The following is a 249-nucleotide window of genomic DNA, read 5'->3' as shown; positions in this document are numbered from 1 at the left end:
GAACTGCAGCAGCTCCGACAGACCGTGTTCAATCGCGGCACATCGTCCGGGAAGTAAAGCTGACATGAAACGAACCACGATCCTCCGCGCCGCCGTTGCCGCGCTACTGGCACTACTGTCGCTGCTCTCCCTCGTCTCCTTGCCGGCTAGAGCACAGTCGGAGGTCTCGATTCCCCCCTTGCAGCAGCCGGCACCGTCGCCAACGTCCGCGCCGCCAGCGCCGTCTGGCGGTTCGGCTGTACCCATGCC

Annotated in this window: 1 pseudogene; it reads left to right on the top strand. The window is 65.1% G+C overall.

Features of this window, described 5'->3' with window-relative positions:
* Nucleotides 1–64: 64 nt before the first annotated feature.
* Nucleotides 65–249, top strand: a pseudogene (locus ACYP5B_RS18645) (hypothetical protein); the annotation flags it as partial.

It is taken from the genome of Cupriavidus sp. 8B, assembly GCF_054589115.1.
This window is presented reverse-complemented; position numbering and strand designations above follow the sequence as displayed.